This is a genomic window from Ureibacillus sp. GCM10028918 (assembly GCF_042666115.1).
Lineage (GTDB): Bacteria > Bacillota > Bacilli > Bacillales_A > Planococcaceae > Ureibacillus.
On record NZ_JBHTFK010000017.1, the window covers coordinates 156,334 to 174,940 of the forward strand.

Sequence of the window (18,607 nt, forward strand, 5' to 3'; positions counted from 1 at the left end):
TTAACCATAGAATATGAGGCGTATGACTAGATGGTGTGTAACCCCATTGTATGTTTTTTTTGAAATGCAGTGGGTAGTTTTTAATTAATAGATAGACTCCTAATTAACTTAAAGTGGAGTGTTGCAGATGCGATATAGGATTCAATGTCGATTATATGGTGTAGCTATTGGTGATTGGTAAGCGCTTAGAGCTACAACAGAGTTTATGTCGAAAGAAGAACAGCAGGAGATAAGAAAATTTCTACTATACAAGATTCATATTGTTGGGAAGTATTATTTCCAGCTAATAATGTTGATATGATTACAAACCTTAAGAGTAAAAAATACTAGAAATAGGAGCAAAACATTTAACCTTTTTTAAAAGGTGGAAAGAAAAAGAGTAACTAAAAAGTCACTCTAAAGAATCCATAAAGCCTATCATTACTTAATGTTTTTATTGTAGGCATTTTGAAAAAGAACATGGTTAACTCTTCACTTTTTATAAAAAGATGTTCGATTATTACTTCTAAGCATGTAATAACTTTTAATTTTTTAAAAAGAGATAAGACTCCTTTAGCAATTTTAGGAGTACATTCCTAATAAAATGCTTAAAATGAGAAGGATAGGTGATATTTTTTTATTTTCTTTTCGGTTAATATAGCCTAGCAGAGCTATAAGGAATTTAATGATATATAAAATGAATAAAAAATTCTTATAATTTCTTTTCCAATAGGAGATACGAAAATGAATAGTATAAATAACAATGATGATTTAACCTTTGAAATATATAAGTCGCTGTTTGAATATAACCCAGATGCTATGTATGCAATTTTACCTGATGGAAATTTTGCCTTATTTAACGAAGCAGCAAGTAACTTAACAGGCTACACAAGAGAAGAAACAATTGGGCTCTCATTTGAAAGGATGATTGCACATGATTTTTTAGAAAAAACTCGTTTTCATTTTAATGAGGCAGTAAAAGGAAACAACGAAAATTTCCAATCTGTTCTTATTAATAAAAGTGGAGAAAGAATAGCAGTCTCTATTGTAATAGTGCCAATCATTGTTAATAACATGATTGAAGGTATTATTGGAGTTACTAAAGATATTACCGAAAAAATGATTTTAGAAACATTAAAGCACGGTCAAAATAGAATTTTAGAAATGATTACGAAAAATAAGCCGTTTCAAACAGTCTTGGATAATATTGCAAGTCTCTTTGAGGGAATTTCATATACTGGTGGAAAGTGTTCGATAATGCTCATGGATGAAAGTCGTACAAAATTAAGCCCTGTTTCTGCACCAAGCTTACCCAAGGAGTACGTAGATTTATTAGAAAAAAGTCAAATTTTAGGAAATACTGGTTCTTGTGGAGCGGCAGCATTTACAAAGCAAACAATCATTGTAGAAGATACACAATCGAATCCATTATGGGAAAAGTATAAAGAGATCGCATTACAATTTAATTTAATGTCTTGTTGGTCAATTCCTCTTCTTGATGATAAAGACAATGTTTTAGGGACCTTTGCAATATATTATGATAAATGTCATTTTCCTAATGAAAATGACATAAGAATCCTTAATGAAGCTAGTTACTTAGCAGGAATAGCCGTACAACATTATCAAACAAAGGAGAGAATAAAGTATCTGGCATTTCACGACCATTTGACGGGATTACCAAATAGAAGAATTTTCGAGGAAAAAGTATCAAACGCTTTAGAGAATTCGAAACAAACTGAACACAACTTTAGTATTTTATTTATTGATTTGGATCGTTTTAAAAATATAAATGACACATACGGACACAACATAGGAGATGAATTATTAATCGAGGTTTCAAAACGATTAAGAAAATGTGTAAAGGAAACGGATGTTATTACAAGGCTTGGTGGAGATGAGTTTACAATATTAATTGAGAATTCAACTGTTGAAATAGCGAGAAGAGTGGCAGATCGAATAGTTGATGTTTTTGAAGAAAAGTTCATCTTAGAAAAAATTCAATGTTACATTACGCCAAGCATTGGGATAACTGTATATCCTACTCATGGAAAAAATGTATCGGAACTTTTAAAATATGCTGATGGGGCGATGTATCAATCTAAAAAAGAGGGGGGAAACCAGTATAGTTTTTACAATTCCTCAGTAGAGCATACAAATAATGAAAGATTTACTCTTGAATATCATTTACGGAAAGCCCTTGAAAACAATGAATTTTCGTTGCATTATCAACCCAAAATCAATCTTTCAACAAATAAAATCGTGGGTGCAGAAGCCTTAATTCGCTGGAATAACTCGGAATTAGGCATGGTTCAACCAGATAAATTTATATCTATTGCAGAAGAGACTGGATTAATTATTCCTATTGGGGATTGGGTAATTAGAAAAGCCTGTGAACAATTAATCTATTGGAAAGAAGAAGGGTTAAATGAATGCACTATCGCTGTCAATTTATCGATACGTCAGTTATATAAACCAAATTTTATTTCACAGGTAAAAAAAATTATTGATGAAACGGGAATCAATCCTTCCTTGTTAGAACTAGAAGTCACAGAGTCTATGACGATTGATGTGGAAATAGCAAAGAAAATTTTAGATGAATTAAAAACTCTTGGAGTAAAGCTATCAATAGATGATTTTGGAACAGGTTATTGTTCCTTTAATTATCTAAAACATTTCCCATTTAATAATGTAAAGATTGATCGATCATTTGTGAACGATATTACACATAATACTCAAAGTGAAACGCTAGTGAAAATTATCATTTTAATGGCAAAAACTATTGGATTTAAAGTTGTTGCAGAGGGAGTAGAAACGCAAGAACAAATTGAAATTTTAAGAAAATTAAATTGTGATGAGGTGCAAGGATATTTTTTCTCCAAACCGTTGCCACCACTAGAATTTGAAAGATATTTTGAACAATTCGATTCAAATACGTCAATGCAATAAGTCAATAACTTTTCTGTTTCTAAGCTTACGCTGAAATGTTAATTGATGAACAAAAATATTATCGCCTTTAGTAAAATGTAATGACACTTTACTAATTACTACAATAGTTTTTTGAGTGATAGGCATTAGTAAACCCATACGGGATTATCCTCTTATTGTTGGATAGTTGTATTGTCTTTTAAGATTATTTTGAAATAGAGTCTTCTATCAAAGGAGTATTTTAGTTCGAAAATTTTCAGACAATTTTTGTTAATTTTCAAACTGAACAAATATAGTTCAGTTTTTTTATTTTCTCTAATAGGAGAGGCAATAGCTAAAATAGGAAGTGTTTCCTACTAAAATACATAACCTAAAAGAAACTTAGACAAAAAAATAGGAAAGGATGGTGATGTTTATTAGTTCAAATATTGAAGATAATAAATCTATAATATATCCACCAATTACTTTGGTCCAATTGGGGAGCATATCCTAATTAGATAGTAAGTATCTAACTTAGGATATTGGCATAGGACTAATTAAGTAATACAAAATGTTGAGATTGTTCTAAATGAAATAGCGGATAACAAAATATCAATTTAAGGGGAGTTAGAGTATTATCTCCTTTAAAGCTCCCAGTAAATACACAAATGAAATTTAGAGTTAAATGTCAAATTCTTAATGAAACTTTTGAATTTGAAGGGTCCATTAAATGGATTGAGTATGAAACGATGAGCGGATTCGGTTTTGAAAAATTAAATCGGGTTTTAGAGGATCGTTTAGCTTCTGTAATAAATAGATTAGGTTCATATAGCAAAAATAATAAGAAAATACCAGATACAGAAATTATTTATGAAGGTGCAAAAGTACTTTAATAATAAATAATAGCACGTGTGTAAGGAGGTATACTATATGGAATTTTCTTTTAGAGAGATATTAATGGATGGAATCGATGATATGGTTTTTATTGTAAAAGTAGAAAACCAAAATTTTAGATATGAATTTATAAATAGAAGCGCTTTGCAAAATTTAGGTATTAATAAAAATGTAACCGGTTTAACTTTCAGCGATTTATTCCCAAAAGATATGGCACGATTTCTTACAAAAAAGTACCAAGAAGTAGTATTAAAAGGAGAAATTATTACTTACGAGGATTCTTACGAAAAAATAGAAAATCTTGAAGAAAAAAAGCATTATGCTCAAGTAAAGCTTACACCTATTTTTGATGAAAGTGGCTCATGCATACGAATTGTATCTGTTGTCAGAGATATTACTGAAGAAAAGGCAGCTCTATCTTTTGTGAAAGAAATGGTGGACAAGATTGCTGAGAGCAATGAACGCTACCAATCATTATTTACTCATAATCCAGATGGTATTCTTACCTTTGATAAAAAAGGATTTATTACGAATGGAAATTTAGTTGTTGAGAGTATTATTGGCTTTCAATTAATGGAATTAATCGGTAAATCTTTTAAAGATCTCATATACGGTCATAAAACCCTACTTAAAACGTCAATTATTAAAACATCGGCAGGTATTACAACTAGTGGAGAATATCTACTAAAAAATAAAGATGGGGACATCTTAACAATTAATTTAAAAATAGTTCCATTAATACTAGAAGGTGAGGTTATAGGATTATTTGGTATTTTTAAAGACATTACTGAGATGAAAAAGAATATGGAGCAGTTAGAACAGAGTGAAAAGCGTTTCCGAATTATTGCAGAAAATGCCCACGATCTAATTACGCTTGTTAATAAGAAAGGTGAAATTACTTATGTTTCTCCTTCATATAAAATTATATTGGGCTATGATCATAAAGAATATGTTGGCAAGCACTTTATACACAATATTCATCCCGATGATTCAGGAAAAGTGTTGGAAATCTTCGGAAAAACAATTCAGTCAGGTGAACCATTCAAAATTGAATTTAGACAAAAAAATTCGAAAGAAGAAATATTATGGTTTGAATCAATTGGTAAACCTGTATTTAATCATAAAAATAAGTTTCAGTACTTAGTAGTTCTTACGAGAGATATAACGTTAAGGAAGGAATATGAATCCAATCTTAAATATTTTGCTTATCACGATTCTTTAACAAATCTCCCCAATCGCCTTCTTTTTAATGAAAAATTTCATATAGCCAAAGAGTATTACTTAGAAAATAATGATGGTTTAGCTATCATTACTTTGGATATTGACCATTTTAAAATGATTAATGATATATATGGTCATGATATAGGAGATATGGTAATTAAAGAGTTTGGACGTCGAATTAAACAATCAGTTCGTGATTCTGACACTGTAGCAAGATTAGGTGGAGATGAATTTATAATTCTATTACCTAGCATTCAGAATGCTGAAAATGCAATTAGACTAGCTGAAAAAGTAAAAAAAGAAATGCAGCATCCATGGGAGATTAATGGAGTAGTATTAAGTGTTACAACAAGTATGGGAGTTGCATTGGCGTCAATTTCAGATAGCTTCACTAAATCATCATTAATGAAAGAAGCTGATATTGCTTTATATAAAGCAAAAGCTTGTGGTCGGAATACATTTATTTTATACGATAACGCTTAAATCAATTTAAATATCCCAGGACAGTATTTCATAAGGGAGATGGTGAGGTGTCTAAAAAAATACGAAACAGTTTTTACTATATGGAAGATGTAAATGGTATAGACCGATTAGATAAAATAATTTTTCTGAAGAATAACTTGATAAATTATATAATTCAGAATATTAATGACATAAGTTCTGAAGAATTAGCCCTTTATAAAGAAATATTAGAGTTATTAATTGTAATTGAAGGGAAAATTTAACTTAACTTAACTTAACCCTCCAGGTAAAGTGAATTTTATCTTCTTTAAGGTTTTAAAAGAATTAATTATGATAGTTTAAAAAATAATCAATATCAATTATGAAATAAAATAATCACAAGAAGTATGTTAGATATATTTTTTCGGTCTATAAGAGGGGAGGAAGCCTATTTTTTTTCCTCTCTATCTATTACTTTTACCTTATTTGTTTTTATGGAATTTAGAGTCAAAAGTATTAGGGTGTAAATTGAATAATTGAGAATTAATGATGATTGGGGGAAATAACTGCCATGAAAAATACAGTAGTAATTCAAAGAGAAGTAGATAACAATCAAGTAAAAAATCAAAATATAGAAGAGGCCATGCGTACAATTCTTTTGGAATTAGGAGAAGATGTAACACGCGAAGGAATTCTGGATACACCAAAACGCGTGGCGAAAATGTATCGAGAAGTATTTCAAGGAATTGGGATTGATCCTGAAACTGCACTAACAACAACATTTGCTGAAGACTATGATGGAATTGTGACAGTTAAAGAAATTACATTTTACACGTTCTGTGAACATCATATAATTCCTTTCTTCGGAAGAGCACATATTGGCTATATTCCTAATGGACGTGTAGTAGGTTTATCAAAATTTGCCAGATTAGTAGAGTTAACAGCCCAACGTCCACAAGTACAAGAACGAATGACTACACAAATTGCCAATGCTATTGAAACTGTGCTGCAGCCTAAAGGAGTAATTGTCACACTAGAAGCTGAGCATCTCTGTATGTGTGCAAGAGGCATAAAAAAACCTGGAACGAAAACTGTTACAACAATTAAAAAGGGGTTATTTGCCAAAGATGTATCCTTGTGTGAAGAGTTTGAAAGATCAATTTCTAGAGACTAGATGAAAGAGGGAGTTCGAATGCTTTATTTATCAAGAAGAGTAGACTTTTCAGCCACTCATACTTATAACAATCCAGCATGGAGTAAAGAACGCAACAAAGCTGTTTTTAGAAAATGCAATAACCCAAATGGCCATGGTCATGACTACAAGCTTGAAGTTATGGTAAGAGGAAAATTAGATATTAAATCGGGAATCGTTGTAAACACAACGGACATTAAACGGATTGTGAACGACTTTTTAGAAGAAGAACTTGATGGAAAGTTCTTAGACAGAGAACATCCCAACTTTATTAAAAATATTCCAACAACAGAGAATTTAGTGAATTATATCTGGGCATCCCTTGAAAATAAATTTGAGGGTTGTGAGCTTTACCGATTACGACTGCATGAAAATCATTATTTAAGTGCTGAAAGGAAGAATAGCAATATGACTTACTTAACAAGACAGTACCATTTGTGTGCTGCTCATAGACTTCATAGTATTCATTTAACTGATGAAGAGAATCTTAAACTATTTGGAAAATGCAATAATCCAAATGGACACGGCCACAATTATTACGTAGATGTTCAAGTGAAAGGTGACCCATCAAAAGATACTGGAATGATTATTAATTTAGTAGAACTTGATGAAATTGTAGAGCGTGAAATTATGGAAAAGTTCGACCATATGAATCTGAATTTAGATACCGAAGAATTTAAAGAATTAAACCCTACATCAGAAGTTGTAGCCATGGTGTTTTATAACTTATTAAAACGGCATATTCCAAATTTACATAAAGTCGGTATATGGGAAACGGAAAAAAATTATTTTGAATACTTAGGTGAAGACGAATATGTCAAATAATTCGAACAGTTTGACAGGGAAAAATATTGCTATTACTGGAGCTACTAAGGGAATTGGTAGAGCGACCGCTACACTTCTATCTTCACTAGGTGCAAATCTCTTAATAGGTGCCAGAAATGAAAATGAATTACGAGAGCTAACATCTATATTATCTGATAATTCTGTCAAAGTTATATATCAACATCTAAATGTAGAAGAAGAAAATTCTATTATTGAGTTTCTAAATCTGGGTATAACAAAACTAGGAAAAATCGAGGCACTGATAAACTGTGCTGGATATGGTTCATTTAACTCATTTTTAGAGACCACAACAGAAGAATTTGATCGAATGATTTCGGTTAATTTAAGAGGATCATTTTTAACTTCAAGGTATTTCGCGCAACATATGGTTGAAAATAAAAGCGGACAAATTATTAATATTAATTCGATTGCAGGAAATACAGTTCTTGCAGGAAATGCAGGCTATTCTGCATCCAAATTTGGTCTTCTCGGATTAACGAAGGTGATGCAGTTAGAGTTAAGGAAGCAAGGTGTTTATGTAACATCCATTCTTCCTGGTGCTACAAACACAGCATTTTGGGATCACATTGATAATTACCCAGATAGATCAAAGATGATACCATCAGAAACTATTGCCATGAACATTGTTTCAATCTTAAGCCAACCTGATGGAGCTGTAGTTGACGAAATAACTATTACACCGCCTTTGGGGGTACTTTAATTAAGGAGTGGAAGGTGAATGAATCCACTATTTAGTAGATTATTAGGGGGTAAAGATAAACAAGAAAATAATAGTGTATCCCCAATTCCTCTAACTATAAACTCCTTAGATCAACATCAAAGAATATCTGTAGTTGGTTGGATTGCTAATAGGTTAGGTCAGCTCGTGGATGTAGAGAGCTGTAATAGCGGTAAACTAATTACAATTGCTTTAGATAAGGATCTAAAAAAATTAGATTTAGAAAAACCGGAGGATTATCTATTATATCTCGCAGATTGCCTCGTTTCTTGGATAGAAAACGGTGAAGATGTTTACTTAAATATAAGAGCGATGATTTTGGGAGCTAACTACCATAAACATCTATTAGATGTTTATGAGCAAGTAAAGTCTGATGAACATATTTATTTTAATAAAAAGGCCTTAGACAAAAGAGAAATAATCGTTGATGACAAAGAGTGGGAAATCTATAGAGATGTACTCCATGCAGCCAGTAATAGGAAATTTCTGCTGGTAAAGGAAGAGGACTTAATCCCTTATAAGAATAATGGAATCATTTTTAATGAAACATTCACGGTGAAGGCGGATATACCAATTGTAAGGAATAACGCTAAAAAAAAATTAATTGAAGAGGATATCCCTTCCAGTAAGATTGCTAGTTGTACGTTGTTAATTTCAGAGGCTATTACTAATGTGTTGAAACATGCTAAAGATGGAAGAATCTTAATTTCAAAAAGGGATACGACTCTAAACATTTTAATAGAAGATAATGGAACAGGAATTCCACTAAAGATACTACCCTATACCGCTTTAATGGCAGGGTATTCAACAAAGAAGTCATTAGGCCAAGGATTTACATTGATGATAAAACTAACAACTCGTGTCCTTGTAAAAACATCTTCAAGTGGTACCGCAGTTGTTCTAATTTTCGAAGATAATGAAGGTGAAGATAATGGTAAATACAAATAATCAGTATAGTAAAATGTCTACCGATGTGGTCATTGAGAAAACAATTTTTGCAAGTGTGATGGACAACGGATTTTGGCATCGTTGGATTGTCCATGGCATCGATGAAGAGTTTATCAAAGAAAATAAGTCTAAGATGATTTCTTTAAAAGGTTGGACAGAAACATTAGCTGGTAAAGCCTTAGAGTATACAAAGGTTGCAGGAAGATTTGAAGAAAGAAATGATTTTTTCCAAGCGGAACATAATTATCGTAAGGCGGCTATCTATTATAACCTTGCTCAATGGGTATTCCCAGAGCCTAGTAGAGAAAGAATAGATTGGTATAAGCGATGTGTCAAACAGACTCATCTTGCTGATCAAGTTTCTGAGGATACAATTAATCATCATACTCTATCAATTTGTGGTAAGAAGTATGTTGGTCGTGTACGAATACCAAAAGGAACACTTTTAGGATTAGTCATACTTGTTATTCCAATTGATTCGACAAAAGAGGAATTCTTCTTATATGAACAAGACTTTGCAAAGAAAGGGTTCGTCGTCATAAGTTTTGATGGGACAGGTCAAGGGGAAACATTACTTATTCATGGGCATAAGGCAGATATAAAGTCATTTGAACAGTTCACTCAAGGGATAATAGAATTTGCTTATCAAAATTTTCCAGATCTTTCAATCAATCTATTTGGTACAAGTTCTGGTGGGGCATGGGCAATCGAAGCAAGTAAAAACTCGCTAGTGTCCAAAACAGCAGTAGTAAGTCCGCCGCCTAAAAGTAAATCTACTATCAAACTCCCAGATTATTTTATAGTTCGTATGAGTAATATGTTAGTTGATATTAAAGAGGACTGCCTACCTCTATTTGAAACTGTAGAAGAAATAGATAATATTTTGATGTTTCATGGGGGGAAGGATTTATTAGTAAATAAAGATGAATTGCTAGAACTATTTAATAGATTTGCACAAGAGAAACGTTTCCTTACGTATGATGAAGAAGGGCATTGTTGTAATTTCAAACTCCCAGAGATTCGCCGACGAGTATCTGAATGGTTTAAAGGAGGAAATATACATGACATTTAATAAATTTTGTGAAACTATGTTTAGCCTTTTAGAAAGAGAAGCTGTAAAGGTATCAGAGACGACAAGTCTTAGAGATGATCTCGATGTAGATTCACTTCAAATGGTGAATTTAACATCAAGTTTAGCTGATCATTATCAAACACCGTTTAATTTATTTATTGTAAATGCCGGTAAGTTAGAAACTGTAGGTGGTTTATATGAGATTGTTAATGAGGGGGCATCTAGATGAATATATATGAGAATATTCTGGAGATTTTAGATAGAGATATCGTCAGTTTAACTACTTTAGATAATAGTTTAACTGCAGGTAATTTGCAGGATGCTGTTTCTAAGTATGAAGGTATGCTAACTCCACTCAACATAAAGGGTAAAAGAATAGCCTTGTTAGTTCCTCCAATTCAGGAGTTTTTGCCGCTTTTCCTAGCGATTAATAAACTAGATGGAACTGTTGCGCCATTGAGTTGGCAATTTAGAACTGAAGATTTGAAAAATGTAATTAATTTTCTTGATCCACATATTGTTTTTACTATAACAGAACATAATGGGTTTTCTTTTTCGGATATAATAATGTCTTGGGCAAAGGAGATCAACAGTGAAGCACTAGTCTTTACTTCCGACAATTGTGTAGATTGGAAGGCAGAAAAATTTAATGGGCACTCAAAGCAATTAGAGGAAAATATTGGGGGATTTATCTGTTTCACTTCAGGTAGTACAGGAACACCTAAAGGAATGGTTTTTAAGAATACGGTCATGGATTATTCATATAATCAATTGACTAAAGCCATGAATTTGAAAAGTAATGACAATACTTTCATATATGCATCTACTAGTACAGTATTAGGAATAGTTTCTATGAGTACCGTTTTAAAGGGGAAAGCAAATCTAATAGTATCTAATGAGTTTGATTTAGTCAAAATAATAAACCTTATGAAAGAATCAGAGTGTAATAAGGTACTAACTACACCTTCTATTTTTAAGGCAATATACAATTTCGCAAGTAAACTAAATCCGGAAATGTTAAAAAAGATAGAGCTAGTCTGCTTTGTAGGTGAAAAGATCCCAGATTATTTCGTTAAATCTTTTCCCTTAATGGAAGATTGCAAATTTATTTCCCATTTTGGTAGTTCAGAAACGGGTGCTATCGGTAATGTTTTTCTTGAGAATGATTCTATAGAGTTAGAATATACATTAATTGACAAGGTAGAAGCGAAATCAGTTGATGATGAGTTATATGTAAAAACGGGCGCTATGTTTACTGAATATTTAAATAATTCAATATTAACAAAAGAAGTTTATGAAAATGGATGGTATAAAACAGGGGATTTGGTTGAATTTTTAAATGATAACGTCTTTAAAATCGTAGGTAGAAAAAAGGATATTATCAAAAAGGGTGGACAACAGGTGGTTTCCAGTGAGGTAGAACAAATTATCTCTAGAATTGAAGGCGTACAAGGGGTCGCAGTAGTTGGGGCACCACACAGCGTCTTTGGTGAACAAATAGTAGCTTTCGTAGTTGCGGATGAGTTAACGTCCGCTGATATTCGTACTTATTGTACAAAGAAAATTTCTTCATATAAAATACCCGACAAAATAATATTTTTAGATGAATTACCATTAAATCAAGTGAAAGTAGATAAGTTAAAATTAAAAGCGCAATTAATAGGAGACCTTAATGGAAAAGATACTGAAAGAAAAGAATAGTACGCTACAAAAACAATTTGTTACAAGGATGCTTATAGTACTTATCATTGTGTTAAGTTTTTCAGGTGTAATCCAATATATTTATTTGAGTAAACAGGTTCAATCAAATGTAGAAATGGAGTCATTTAAGGTAAGTACAAGTATTGAACAAGGTTTACAAGCTACGAATGCAGCATCTAAAGCAATTGAACATCAATTAGATTTAAAATTGAAGTTGATTGCAGAACGTATTAGTGAAAGATTAGGTGAGAGACAAGTAGAAGAAATTACTAATGAAGAATTATCCGCAATCAGTAAAGAGTTTGGAATTGCAGGTATCACACTATTTAAAGAAAAGAATGATGATATATTAGGGGTTAAATCTACTTCTCCTACGGATATTGGTTTTAGTTTCAAGCAACTTCTTGGAGAACAATCACCCGGTTATCAATCATTATATAATTTACTTCATCGAAAAGAGATGGTTCAAACATATGAAACCTATATAGATGAGAATACAGTTGTTCTACCTATTGCTCCATCAGGTTCGAACAGTGTAACTCCTACATTTTTTAAGTATGGCTATTATATAGCAGATGATAAAGACTATATATTAAATCCTTTTATTGAAGCAAATGAGGTATATCATTTTACTCAAGAAGTTGGGCCCAATACATGGATTGAAACTGTGTTAGAGTCAAATAAAAATGTAGTAGAGATGGCGGTATTAAGTCCACAGGTTTATGCCAATCCAGCTTTAATGAACGATCCAACATCACCTTACAAGAAAATTGAATATGGTGAATTTGAGTCCGAAATGGAAAAGGATAATCAATTATTAGTTAATTTAGCTGAAAAACCAAAAAGGACATCTTACATTGATAAACAAGGTGAACATACATACTATAAAATGTTTATCCCAACTGAAGATGGAAGAGTGATCTATGTAGGGCTAGATTATGATCACTTAAGTGCACCGTTAAAAAATATGTCTTTATTCTTACTTGCATTTAGTTTAATTTCATTAGTCGCACTATTTATCCTATCTACTAGGTTCTTTAGTAATATTTATAAGAATATTCAAGTTATTATTTCTCAAATTAAGAAGCTTGAATCTGGTGATTTCACTACTCAAAGTGAAGTTAAAGAAAAGGGTGAATTAGCAAATCTATCAGCTAGTGCAAATAAAATGACTACTACTTTAAGTAATGTTCTGAAAGATACTACTAAACAAGCAGAAAAGGTTCAAACTCTTTCTCTTGATTTAAAAGCTGAAGCCGATGAATCAGTAGAAAAAGTATATGCCATTTCGCTGGATTTAACCTCAAAAGCAAGGGAAGATGCCTTTGAAATCAATGACTTCTTAGAAATGTTGGAAGAAAAATTAAGTAAATTACCAAGAACAGATGAAATCGATACAATTTTGACTAGAATTGGAGAGGTTAGAACAATCTCTAGTAATCGTGCAGCTTCTGCAACAGAGATCACTATCACTCTTTCTGATCTTATGAAGTCGCTGCAAGATCAATCGGTAGAGTTATCTGAAATTTCTAGTAAATTATTTGGAAATATGTATCAGTTTAAACTTAAATAGGAGTGGGTCTCATGCTTTTAAACGTAGATAGTTTTGTAGTTGATACAAAGCAAGTATTTAAATTGAATGGCGTTCTTGATTACTCCACAGTAGACACATTTGATTTTTTTAATAAAACGAAAGAGTCTGTCACAGAATTGGAAGTAGACTTTTCAGAGTTAGACTTTATCGACTCTACAGGTATTGGAGCAATATTGTCCATATTGCATTCAGCAAGCAATTTAAATGCAAAAGTAAATTTTGTCGGGATGTCTGACGATACAAAACAATTATTTGATACAATCGGGGTATTTGAAATTAAAAAGTCATTATTAGGTGAGGGGTGATGAGCGTGTATAAACGTGAAATGAGCCAATCACATGATCTAGTTGCAACTAGAAATAAAACACTAGAACGAGAGATTAACTTAGCGAAAAATATTCAAACTGTATTATTAAATGGCGAAAAACCAAAATTGGAAAACGATGAGGTATCAGGGATATCGATTCCCGCAAGATTAATAGGTGGAGACTATTTTGATTTTTATCCATTGCCTAATGGCAAGCTCCGAATAGTAATTGGTGATGTGATGGGGAAAGGAATACCCGCAGCAATGCTAATGATTCTAACAAGGGGGGCATTCCGTACAGCAGCTGAATCTACTAGAGGACCAGGAGACACTTTAACGGCTATGAATAATGCACTTTATTCAGATCTGAGAAAGCTTAACTCGTTTGTAACAGTATTTTGTGCTGACTGGGATCCAATTTTAGGAACGCTTTCTTATTCTAGTGCTGGTCATTCTCTACCAGAGGTAATCAGAGAAGATAAACAAAATGTTGTAATCCCTACTGTAAAAGGGATAATGCTAGGCGGGTTACCCAACCAGATATATAAAGAAGAAAGTGTTACTTTGACCGAAGGGGATTTGGTTTTCATTTATACAGATGGAATCATAGAAGCCGTAAATACAGATAACGAAATGTATAAAGTAGAACGGCTAAATGCATTATTAAAGTCTGTAGTAGCAAAGAATGTAGAAGAAATAGAACAATGTGTTATCAAGGATCTAAACCAATATACTGAAGGGTTACCCCAAAAAGACGATATAACAATGGTTTTATTGAAAATTGGTAAGGAGAGTACAGATATATCTAGTTACAATAGTCCACTAGTCTAGAAGAGGGGAGGAATGGAATGTATGGGGCAATCGATAACTTCTAAAGGGAAAAATTCAAAAGAAGCATTGGACTTAGCGTTATCCCTGTTAGGTAAACAGTTAACTGAAGTAGAAGTAGAAATCATCGAAAACGGGGAAAAAGGTTTTTTAGGTATTAAATCTAAGCCAGCTGTAGTAAAGGTCAAGGTGAAAGATTCAAATGCTAATAATGAAGATGAACCACAAGCAATCGAAGATTGCATTTCAACAATTGATATTGATGATTATCAACAATCTAATCCTTTAAAAAAATCACAAGATAGTCTTAAACAAGACGATTTAAGTGGTAAAGCCTGGGTGCTGGATGGAAAAATTTTTTGTAAAGATGCGGAAGATAAGTATCCTTTAATTAAACCATCAGAAGGGGTTCAAATTTATAAAAATGGAAACTTAATTACCTCAACGGAAGTAATTTGTGAAGAGGATGAAATTGAAATTGAACTTGTAAATGAAGAAGTATTACCTATATGGGAAATTAAAATAAGTGCTGACAAATTACAGGTATTTTTAGAACTAAAATCAGGTCTATCAATAGCTCGTACATTAAAAGATCAAGAACCTGAGCCGCTTATTCACATTAAAACGACTGAAGTATGTAAACCTATCTATATTGAACCCAATGATGTAATCCTCAAACTACAAGACCAAGGCATTGTACATGGAATAGACTATGCGGTCATTAATTCCTCCTGTTCGTCTGGTGTGGATGGAACTTTCCTGATAGCTGAAGGTACTTCTCCAACAAAAGGAAAGGATGGTTATTTTCAGCTTTATAATAATGTTGAAGTAAAAAAACAGTTGAAAGAACGAGAAGATGGTTCGATAGATTTCAGAGATTTTAGAGAGTTTCCATCAGTTAATTTTGGCCAAATAATCGGTGAGGTCATTCCACCCGAAGAAGGAAAGGCTGGTATGACTGTAATGGGTGAAATTATTGAACCTATGAAAGTATATCCTCTCAAAATTAAGGCTGGAAAGGGTGTCCTTCTTGTAGATGATTTAAAGGTAGTATCAACAGAGTCCGGGTGTCCAGAAGTCAAGATTAGTGGTCTATTAGCAACCGTTACTGTCATTCCTAAATTAGTACTCTATCAAGATGTAACTATTGAAACAGGCAATGTGAATTATTTAGGGGCAGTAGATATAAAGGCATCGGTTCAGGATGGTATGAAAGTAGAAGCAAAAGGAAACATCCAAATAGATGGAAATGTATATCGAGCGAAAGTGTTGTCTGGTAAATCGATTATTGCAAACAAAAATGTTATTGCAAGTCAACTAACAGCAGGTAATGGAAGTTTAATAAAACTAGAGCTTTCAAATATTTTAATGCGACTATCTGATGCACTAAATAATATGAATGCAGCAATTATCCAATTAACTCAAGTATCTGCCTTTAAAGTAAATTCACTTAAAGTGACCGGCCTTGCACCTCTTGTAAAAATACTTTGTGATAGTAAATTTAAAGATATACCTCTTCTTGTAAATGAGTATGTGAAAAAAGTTAAAGAACATGCAGAACTAGAAATCGAGTGGAAAGAATTTGCAGAAAAACTTTATAGAGAGTTTGCAAATTTTCATATTTCAACATTGAAGAGCGAAGAGGATATTGCAAATATCGCAAATGAAGCAAAAGATCTCTATTTATCGGTTGAAAGTAAAAACAAGGATGATTCTCCTTTTATTAAGGCTGATTTTGTACAGAATAGTGAAATCTATTCAAACGGTGATATATTAATATCAGGTCCAGGGGTATATAGTTCAAATCTATTTGCTCGAAAGAATATTGTCATTAAAGGGTTTGTTCGTGGTGGAGAAATCTACGGAGAAGATAGTGTAACGATAAATGAAGTTGGTTACAGAACAGGATCCTATGTAAAAATTGCTGTTTCGAAAAAAGGTTATATCAAGATAAAAAATGCATCAGAAAATACAACAATTCAAGTTGGAGGACAATCTCATATTTTATTTAATAAGGCTAAAAATATTTATGCTAAATTAGATGAGCAAGGTACTTTAGTTGTATCGAAGGAGGAATAGAATGTTCAATTTTACTTTACAAAATGAACCTGGTAGGTTGATTGTCAATTTAGAGGGTGATTTAGATATTGAAGCAACAGAAATAATTGAAGAAGAATTAATTGTTGAAATACAAAATAGTTCTGGGGAAGTGGAGCTTAACTTTCAAAATATAGACTTTGTAGATTCATCTGGAATTGGTTTACTCATTTCGATGATCACAAATTTAAAAGAAAATGATAGAAATCCTACTATTACGAATATAAGTGAAGATGTAAAAACAGTATTTACATTATTGCAATTAGATGAAATCTTAGGTAAAGAGGTTGTTTTACTAAAATAACAATTTGAAGCATGGCTTTTGCTATGCTTTTTTAATTTATCTTTTAAATATAATGGATTACTTTTAGAAATGAAATTTATATAAATATAAGGAGAAGTAACATTGGGATGGATGAAAAGAAAAAGCCATTCCCTCCGCATACGGAAAAGAATGACTTTACTCCAAGAATGGTCTAATTATGGATTACAGTTTTGTCCAACGTTCCTCTAGCCAGTTCATAAATTGTGCACCTTTGTCGCCTTCATACGCATCATAGACATCTAGACGCATGCGTTTTAGCTTATCAGCAAAGTCAGCCACTGTGTGGTCCTTTGGTAAGCTCTTTTTCACACGCAAAAATATTTTATCTGTGCCTTTGATAATATCAAAGCGTGCAGGTGATGGCTTCTCTATGTTCTCGCCAAACGCCGTAAGTGCTTCATAGGCAGCTATTTGCACCTTGTAGACCGTATCGTGTTGCATACGATTTTTTAATAAATCTATAATTTTCTCATGTTGATAAGCCGAAAGCTTTTCGACTGCGGCTAAACGCTCGCGCCAGCTAGATGTATAATTGGCTTGTTTTTTTAAAGCTTCGTACTGTTCAGGTAATGCTGTTTCAAACTGTTTCAAATAATAGCACCTCTTTTTTAAACTAGAGGAAAAATAAATTCTTCTTCTGCTCCTTTCATTATACGTTGTCTTAGTGGAAAATGCGAAGCAATACGATTTTAAAAAAAGTTCTTTTATTGCACCCAGAAAGCCTAATGCTGCAGTGCCAATCCTCCTTCGCAAGACTCTTTGATATTCTATTTTAAGAGTTTTGTAAGAAGCAAGTTGTAAAATTTAGTTTTAATTTGAAATGAAGGAGGAGGCCAAAATGGAAAAGGGTCATTTTAATCCTTTAGAATTGATAGATAATGAAATAGAAAAAATGGATATATGGAAATATCTAGCTCTCCATCACGAACTGACAAAGCTTCCTAATAGACGTATGCTGCATATGTCCATGGAAAGTTATTTAAGGATGGCAAGAGAGAAGAATACTGGTCTTGCTGTGGTAATTATAGATCTAGATAAATTCAAGAAAATCAATGATACTTTTGGTCATTTAACCGGCGATGCCTTATTGATAGATGTCGCTTCCCGGTTATCTACACTAGTGGTATATGGTATACATGCATTCCATATTAGCGGGGATGAATTTGTTCTGTTAATCGAGCAGGCGGATCAGTTGGATGGAAAGTTAATGCTGATAAACGGAATTTTCGATAAACCCTTTTGTATTGAAAATAAACAGCTGCACATTGGAGCAAGTTTAGGGATTAGCTTGTTTCCCGAACATAGCCAGAATGCCAATGTGTTACTTGAATATGCAGATCGTGCAATGTATAAAGCGAAGTCATCTATCAATAATCGATGTATTCTTTATGAAGATGATTAGAAACAAAGAAACGAGATTTAAGTATTTCGAAAATATTCATTAGGTAAAAGACATTCATACTGAAATGCAGGAAGCTGATACGGTTGAATAGGAGCCCATTTAGTTGCCGGGTGACTTTTCTATAATGGAAAAGCGGCA

At 32.6% G+C, this 18,607-nt stretch carries 17 protein-coding genes; 16 read left to right on the forward strand and 1 reads right to left on the reverse strand.

What is annotated here, in order from left to right; all coding sequences use genetic code 11:
- The first annotated feature begins 723 nt into the window (after positions 1-723).
- The 15 genes from ACFQU5_RS13685 to ACFQU5_RS13755 all read left to right on the forward strand — a co-directional run bounded on the left by ACFQU5_RS13685 (position 724) and on the right by ACFQU5_RS13755 (position 17,046).
- Positions 724-2,925 carry a bifunctional diguanylate cyclase/phosphodiesterase gene (locus ACFQU5_RS13685; RefSeq protein ID WP_390288647.1) on the forward strand — a complete coding sequence of 734 codons (2,202 nt, stop codon included), beginning with the start codon at positions 724-726 and terminating at the stop codon, positions 2,923-2,925.
- A gap of 626 nt (positions 2,926-3,551) precedes the next feature.
- Positions 3,552-3,776: a hypothetical protein gene (locus tag ACFQU5_RS13690; protein WP_390288649.1), complete on the forward strand. Its 225-nt coding sequence runs from the start codon at positions 3,552-3,554 to the stop codon at positions 3,774-3,776.
- 37 nt (positions 3,777-3,813) lie between these two features.
- Complete coding sequence (locus ACFQU5_RS13695) at positions 3,814-5,481, forward strand: PAS domain S-box protein (RefSeq protein WP_390288651.1); 1,668 nt, start codon at positions 3,814-3,816, stop codon at positions 5,479-5,481.
- 529 nt (positions 5,482-6,010) lie between these two features.
- Positions 6,011-6,613: a GTP cyclohydrolase I FolE gene (folE, locus tag ACFQU5_RS13700; protein ID WP_390288653.1), complete on the forward strand. Its 603-nt coding sequence runs from the start codon at positions 6,011-6,013 to the stop codon at positions 6,611-6,613.
- An 18-nt stretch (positions 6,614-6,631) separates the two neighbouring features.
- The gene (locus ACFQU5_RS13705; protein ID WP_390288655.1) at positions 6,632-7,456 is read left to right on the forward strand and encodes a 6-carboxytetrahydropterin synthase; all 825 of its coding nucleotides are present in this window, start codon (positions 6,632-6,634) and stop codon (positions 7,454-7,456) included.
- The gene (locus ACFQU5_RS13710) at positions 7,446-8,177 is read left to right on the forward strand and encodes an SDR family oxidoreductase (RefSeq protein WP_390288657.1); all 732 of its coding nucleotides are present in this window, start codon (positions 7,446-7,448) and stop codon (positions 8,175-8,177) included. Before ACFQU5_RS13705 ends, ACFQU5_RS13710 begins: the two co-directional genes overlap by 11 nt.
- An 18-nt stretch (positions 8,178-8,195) precedes the next feature.
- The gene (locus tag ACFQU5_RS13715) at positions 8,196-9,143 is read left to right on the forward strand and encodes an ATP-binding protein (RefSeq protein WP_390288659.1); all 948 of its coding nucleotides are present in this window, start codon (positions 8,196-8,198) and stop codon (positions 9,141-9,143) included.
- Positions 9,127-10,215, forward strand: coding sequence for a serine aminopeptidase domain-containing protein (locus ACFQU5_RS13720; RefSeq protein WP_390288661.1), 1,089 nt, complete (start codon positions 9,127-9,129; stop codon positions 10,213-10,215). The genes ACFQU5_RS13715 and ACFQU5_RS13720 overlap by 17 nt, the downstream gene beginning before the upstream one ends.
- Complete coding sequence (locus ACFQU5_RS13725; RefSeq protein WP_390288663.1) at positions 10,205-10,444, forward strand: acyl carrier protein; 240 nt, start codon at positions 10,205-10,207, stop codon at positions 10,442-10,444. The genes ACFQU5_RS13720 and ACFQU5_RS13725 overlap by 11 nt, the downstream gene beginning before the upstream one ends.
- The gene (locus ACFQU5_RS13730; protein WP_390288665.1) at positions 10,441-11,916 is read left to right on the forward strand and encodes a class I adenylate-forming enzyme family protein; all 1,476 of its coding nucleotides are present in this window, start codon (positions 10,441-10,443) and stop codon (positions 11,914-11,916) included. The genes ACFQU5_RS13725 and ACFQU5_RS13730 overlap by 4 nt, the downstream gene beginning before the upstream one ends.
- Positions 11,888-13,489, forward strand: coding sequence for a methyl-accepting chemotaxis protein (locus tag ACFQU5_RS13735; protein WP_390288667.1), 1,602 nt, complete (start codon positions 11,888-11,890; stop codon positions 13,487-13,489). Before ACFQU5_RS13730 ends, ACFQU5_RS13735 begins: the two co-directional genes overlap by 29 nt.
- Positions 13,490-13,500: 11 nt before the next feature.
- Positions 13,501-13,815 (forward strand): STAS domain-containing protein, encoded by a 315-nt coding sequence (locus tag ACFQU5_RS13740; RefSeq protein WP_390288669.1) that lies wholly within the window; start codon positions 13,501-13,503, stop codon positions 13,813-13,815.
- Positions 13,815-14,648 carry a PP2C family protein-serine/threonine phosphatase gene (locus tag ACFQU5_RS13745; protein ID WP_390288671.1) on the forward strand — a complete coding sequence of 278 codons (834 nt, stop codon included), beginning with the start codon at positions 13,815-13,817 and terminating at the stop codon, positions 14,646-14,648. The genes ACFQU5_RS13740 and ACFQU5_RS13745 overlap by 1 nt, the downstream gene beginning before the upstream one ends.
- Before the next feature lie 21 nt (positions 14,649-14,669).
- On the forward strand, positions 14,670-16,724 hold the full coding sequence (locus ACFQU5_RS13750; protein ID WP_390288673.1) for a flagellar assembly protein A: 2,055 nt from the start codon (positions 14,670-14,672) through the stop codon (positions 16,722-16,724).
- 1 nt (position 16,725) lies between these two features.
- The gene (locus ACFQU5_RS13755; protein ID WP_390288675.1) at positions 16,726-17,046 is read left to right on the forward strand and encodes an STAS domain-containing protein; all 321 of its coding nucleotides are present in this window, start codon (positions 16,726-16,728) and stop codon (positions 17,044-17,046) included.
- 183 nt (positions 17,047-17,229) lie between these two features.
- Here the strand turns inward: ACFQU5_RS13755 and ACFQU5_RS13760 are convergent, their stop codons facing one another.
- On the reverse strand, positions 17,230-17,658 hold the full coding sequence (locus ACFQU5_RS13760; RefSeq protein WP_390288677.1) for a HEAT repeat domain-containing protein: 429 nt from the start codon (positions 17,656-17,658) through the stop codon (positions 17,230-17,232).
- A gap of 247 nt (positions 17,659-17,905) precedes the next feature.
- Between ACFQU5_RS13760 and ACFQU5_RS13765 the strand changes: the two genes are divergently transcribed.
- Positions 17,906-18,469 (forward strand): diguanylate cyclase domain-containing protein, encoded by a 564-nt coding sequence (locus ACFQU5_RS13765; protein WP_390288679.1) that lies wholly within the window; start codon positions 17,906-17,908, stop codon positions 18,467-18,469.
- Positions 18,470-18,607: the final 138 nt, after the last annotated feature.